The 5,121-nt window shown below is 67.1% G+C and carries 5 protein-coding genes and 1 pseudogene; all 6 read right to left on the minus strand.

The window, feature by feature from the left end; all coding sequences use genetic code 11:
* Positions 1-647, minus strand: a pseudogene (locus QZ753_RS05975) (F0F1 ATP synthase subunit beta); the annotation flags it as partial.
* A 106-nt stretch (positions 648-753) separates the two neighbouring features.
* Positions 754-1,641: a F0F1 ATP synthase subunit gamma gene (locus QZ753_RS05980; RefSeq protein WP_294641871.1), complete on the minus strand. Its 888-nt coding sequence runs from the start codon at positions 1,639-1,641 to the stop codon at positions 754-756.
* 55 nt (positions 1,642-1,696) lie between these two features.
* Complete coding sequence (gene atpA, locus QZ753_RS05985) at positions 1,697-3,226, minus strand: F0F1 ATP synthase subunit alpha (RefSeq protein WP_294641873.1); 1,530 nt, start codon at positions 3,224-3,226, stop codon at positions 1,697-1,699.
* A complete protein-coding gene (locus tag QZ753_RS05990; RefSeq protein ID WP_294641875.1) occupies positions 3,226-3,786 on the minus strand; it encodes a F0F1 ATP synthase subunit delta in 561 nt (186 codons plus the stop codon). The genes atpA and QZ753_RS05990 overlap by 1 nt, the downstream gene beginning before the upstream one ends.
* Positions 3,787-3,998: 212 nt before the next feature.
* The gene (locus QZ753_RS05995; protein WP_294641877.1) at positions 3,999-4,394 is read right to left on the minus strand and encodes a DUF4345 family protein; all 396 of its coding nucleotides are present in this window, start codon (positions 4,392-4,394) and stop codon (positions 3,999-4,001) included.
* A 77-nt stretch (positions 4,395-4,471) separates the two neighbouring features.
* On the minus strand, positions 4,472-4,969 hold the full coding sequence (locus QZ753_RS06000) for a hypothetical protein (protein ID WP_294641879.1): 498 nt from the start codon (positions 4,967-4,969) through the stop codon (positions 4,472-4,474).
* Positions 4,970-5,121 lie beyond the last annotated feature (152 nt).

Here is a 5,121-nt window from a genome sequence, read left to right on the forward strand (position 1 = left end):
GAGCCGCCGTTCTCGTGCGGGTCCTTGTTCACGCCGGACTCGATCATCTCGTGGTAGAGATCGTTGCCCTCGCGGGTGCGCTCGCCGACGCCGGCGAACACGGAGTAGCCGCCGTGCGCCTTGGCGACGTTGTTGATCAGTTCCTGGATCAGAACGGTCTTGCCGACGCCGGCGCCGCCGAACAGGCCGACCTTACCGCCGCGCGCGTAAGGCGCGAGGAGGTCGATCACCTTGATGCCGGTGACGAGGATCTGCGATTCCGGGTTCTGGTCGACATACGGAGGCGCCGGCTGGTGGATGCCGCGCTTGGTCTCGTACTGGATCGGGCCGACCTCGTCGATCGGCTCGCCGATGACGTTCATGATGCGGCCGAGCGTGCCGTCGCCGACCGGCACCTGGATCGGGGTGCCCGTGTCCGTCACCGGCTGGCCGCGAACGAGACCTTCGGTCAGGTCCATCGCGATGGTGCGCACGGTGTTCTCGCCGAGGTGCTGGGCGACCTCGAGCACGAGCCGGCTACCGTTGTTGTCGGTCTCCAGTGCGTTGAGGATCTCGGGCAGGTGGTCATCGAATTGCACGTCGACGACGGCGCCGATGACCTGCGAGACCCGGCCGCGTCGGCCGTTCATATCCAGTGTGTCAGCCATGCGAGTGTCCTCTCGAAAGTGTCCGGCGCGTCCGGCGGCCCCGCCCCTCCGCGCCAATCATGTCGTTTCCCGGCGCGCCGCCCGTCGCGGCGCTGCCGTCGATCCCTTAGAGCGCTTCGGCGCCCGCGATGATCTCGATCAGTTCCGTCGTGATCTGCGCCTGGCGCTGACGGTTGTAGGAGATCGAGAGCTTGTTGATCATGTCGCCGGCGTTGCGCGTGGCGTTGTCCATCGCGCTCATCCGGGCACCCTGCTCCGAGGCGCCGTTCTCGAGAAGCGCGCGGAAGAGCTGGACCTTGATGTTGCGCGGGATGAGATCGGCGAGGATCTCCTCTGGACCCGGCTCGTACTCGTAGAGCGCGGTGGCGCCGCCGGCCTCGGTCGTCGCGGCCTCGGCCGTCGGCACCTCGGCGGGAATGATCCGCTGAGCGGTCGGCACCTGCGTGATGACGTTGACGAAGGCGGAGTAGAAGATCGTCGCGACGTCGAACTCGCCGGCCTCGAAGAGTTCCATCACCTTGTCGGCGACGGCTTCGGCGGCCGAGAAGCCGATGGTGCGCGCACCGCCGTGGTCGAGGCGGGCGACGATCCGATCGCCGAAGTCGCGGCGCATCAGGTCGGTGCCCTTCTTGCCGACCGAGATGATCTTGACCGTCTTGCCGGCCGCTTCCAGCCGACGGATATGCTCGCGGACCAGACGCACGATCTGCGAGTTGAAGCCGCCGCACAGGCCGCGGTCGGACGTGAAGACAACGAGCAGGTGCACGTCGTCCTTGCCGGTGCCGATCATCAGAGGCAGGCCTTCGCCGTCCTCCATGGCCCCTGAGATGTTGGCCAGGACCGATGCCATGCGCTCGGAATAGGGGCGAGCCGCCTCGGCCGCATCCTGGGCGCGGCGGAGCTTGGCCGCCGCGACCATCTGCATGGCCTTGGTGATCTTCTGCGTCGCCTTGACCGAGGCGATGCGGTTTCGCAGATCCTTGAGCGAAGCCATCTGTCGGGTCAGTCTCCTGGGCGGCCGGAGCCGTTAGTGCGAGCGGCGTTGAGGCTCAGGCGAAGGACTTCGAGTAGTGCTCGAGGACCGACTTGAGCTTGGCGCGCGTATCGTCCGACAGCGCCTTCTCGGTCGCGATCGTATCGAGCACCGACTTGTGCTCGGTGCGCAGCGAGGTGAGGAGACCCTCCTCGAAGCGGCCGACGTCGGAGACCTTGAGCTTGTCGAGGTAGCCCTGCGTGCCGGCGAAGATCACGGCGACCTGCTCTTCCGTCTTCAGCGGCGAGAACTGCGGCTGCTTCAGGAGCTCGGTCAAGCGGGCGCCACGGTTGAGAAGGCGCTGCGTCGAAGCGTCGAGGTCCGAGCCGAACTGCGCGAAGGCCGCCATCTCGCGGTACTGCGCGAGCTCGCCCTTGATCGAGCCGGCGACCTGCTTCATCGCCTTGACCTGGGCGGCCGAGCCGACGCGCGACACAGAGAGACCGACGTTCACCGCCGGACGGATGCCCTGGTAGAACAGGTTGGTCTCGAGGAAGATCTGGCCGTCGGTGATCGAGATCACATTGGTCGGGATGTAGGCCGACACGTCGTTGGCCTGCGTCTCGATCACGGGGAGCGCGGTCAGCGAACCCGAGCCCATCTCGTCGTTGAGCTTGGCGGCGCGCTCCAGAAGACGCGAGTGCAGGTAGAAGACGTCGCCCGGATAGGCCTCGCGGCCCGGCGGACGGCGCAGCAGCAGCGACATCTGGCGGTAGGACACGGCCTGCTTGGACAGGTCGTCATAGGCGATCACGGCGTGCATGCCGTTGTCGCGGAAGTATTCGCCCATGGCGCAGCCGGCGAACGGCGCGATGTACTGGAGCGGAGCCGGGTCGGACGCGGTCGCCGCGATCACGATCGAGTAGGCCATCGCGCCGCGCTCTTCGAGCGTGCGGACGAACTGCGCGACGGTCGAGCGCTTCTGGCCGATCGCGACGTAGATGCAGTAGAGCTTGTCCTTCTCGGCGCCCGCGTCGTGCGCCGGCTTCTGGTTGAGGAAGGTGTCAAGCAGGATGGCGGTCTTGCCGGTCTGGCGATCGCCGATGACCAGCTCGCGCTGGCCGCGGCCTACCGGGATCAGCGCGTCGATGGCCTTGAGGCCGGTCGACATCGGCTCGTGCACCGACTTGCGCGGAATGATGCCGGGCGCCTTGACGTCGACGCGGCGACGCTCGGTGGACTCGATCGGGCCCTTGCCGTCGATCGGGTTGCCGAGACCGTCGACCACGCGGCCGAGCAGGCCCTTGCCGACCGGAACGTCCACGATCGCGCCGGTGCGGCGGACGGTGTCGCCCTCCTTGATGTCGCGATCGGAGCCGAAGATCACGATACCGACATTATCGGACTCGAGATTCAGCGCCATGCCGCGCACGCCGCCGGGGAACTCGACCATTTCGCCGGCCTGGCACTGGTCGAGGCCGTAGACGCGGGCGATGCCGTCACCGACGGAAAGAACCGTACCGACCTCGGAGACTTCCGCCTCGTTGCCGAAGTTCTTGATCTGGTTCTTGAGGATTGCGGAAATTTCCGCGGCCCGGATGTCCATCAGCCGACCTCTTTCAGCGCAAGCTTAAGGGATGAGAGTTTTGTGCGAAGCGAGGTGTCGATCTGGCGCGAACCGATGCGGACCACGAGGCCGCCCAGGATCGCAGGGTCGACGCTCTCGCGCATGGTGACCGTCTTCGACGTGTAGCGGCCGAGCGCGTCGCGCAGTTCGCGCCGCTGATCGTCGCTCAAAGGGTGGGCGCTGACGACTTCCGCGTCGACCTCGCCACGGTGCTCGGCGGCCATGGCGCGAAAACCGCGCACGATCGACGGCAGGGCGAACAGCCGGCGATTGGCCGCCACGACCTTCAGGAAGTTGCCGACGAGCCCGCTCGGACGCGTCTCGGCGACCACAGCGGAAATCGCGCGCAGCTGATCGTCCGACGTGAACGCCGGGCTCTCGACGAGACGCCGGAAGTCGGCATTCTCATCCACCAGCTGCTGATACTGCAGAAGCTCGGACTCCGTCGCGTCGATCGAACCTTCGTCGCGAGCAAGCTCGAAGAGGGACTGGGCGTAGCGTTCGGCGACCCCGGAAACCGGAGAGGAGGATTGTGCCACGGACGATCGCTTCTCTTCTTATCTGGGTTCCCGCGTCCGCCCGGTCGCGTCGCGAAGGCTCGTGGGAACTGTTCAAAAAAAGGTCGCGAGCGCCGGGAACCTGCCCCCGGGCTGACCGCGATGAGGGGTCGTCTAGCACAGGGTTTCCCGCTCCACAACAGAGCGAAGGGGCTGAAAACGCGGGTTCACAGCATGGTTTACGAGGGGCGGCCTCAGGCCGGCACCAGCCCGAAAACCGGGGCGAGACATGCGCCCGCAACGATAAGGTTGACGAGGAGCCAGAGCCAGTTGCCGAAAGTCGAGGCATCGTCGGACAGGATCGAGACGAGGCGGCCGAAGGCCACGAACAGCCACCCCGCCCCCAGCGTCATCTGCGTGAACGGCTGGTCGAAGAAGAAGAGGGTCGCCAATCCCACGCCGAGCGGAAACCCCGCCAGCGAGCCCCGGATCTCGGACAGGCCGACGCGGCGTTCGCCGAGCGGCTGAAGCTTGGCCATGCGCAGGAACGTGCCCGGCGCGAACAGGGCGAAGAGCCCGTAGAGGATGCTGAAGCAGGCGACCGCGAACGGCAGCGCAACGACCGTGGTGGTGGGAAGCGTGATCGGCATCGGAGCTCGCGGCGGAAGAGTTCGGTTCGCGCGTCGGCTTAGCGGAAATCGGGCCAAGCGGCAAAGCCGGACGGGTCTCAGCCAGTGCAGTTGCCCTCCACCGCGATCTCCCGCCGCCCGTCGCCCCGAATCAGCGTCATCGTGCCGGCAAGGTCCACGGTCTCGGCCGTGCGGCCCGTCTGGCGCACCGTCATGTGGACGTTGACGCGCGGCTCGCCCGCCGAGCGCCAGACGGTGACGTTGGCTTGGGCAGCGTCGGCACCCGAGCGCACCTTCTCCAGCTCCCGCAGGACGCCGTCGACCATGACGTAGCCGCGCTCGGCCGGGCTCTCCGCCTTGGTCTCGCGCATCACGAGAAAGGCGAAGCGCCATGTCTGCGGATCGTCGAAGCGGAAGGCGGCCCGGGCCTCGGGCGTGAAGTAGGTGCAGCGCGAGGGGGCGGGATACCAGAAGATCGTGTCCTGCGCGGCCGGCGGACCGGCGACGGGCGCGGCGTCCGGTTCTAGGTCCTGCGCCATAGTCGGTGGGCAGGCGAGGCCGAGAAGCGTCGCGAACACCAGCCGACCGATCCCCATGCCATCCCCTCCCCACTTTGTGCGACACGCTGCCTGCCATGACAGGATCGGGTCGCCCGCCGCAAGGGCGAAGCGATGCTCACAGGAAGCTTTGCGGGTCGATGTCGATCTGGACGTGGACCGAGCCGCGGGGCTTCGGCGCGGCCGCGATC

This window comes from uncultured Aureimonas sp., assembly GCF_913775355.1.
Classification (GTDB): domain Bacteria; phylum Pseudomonadota; class Alphaproteobacteria; order Rhizobiales; family Rhizobiaceae; genus Aureimonas.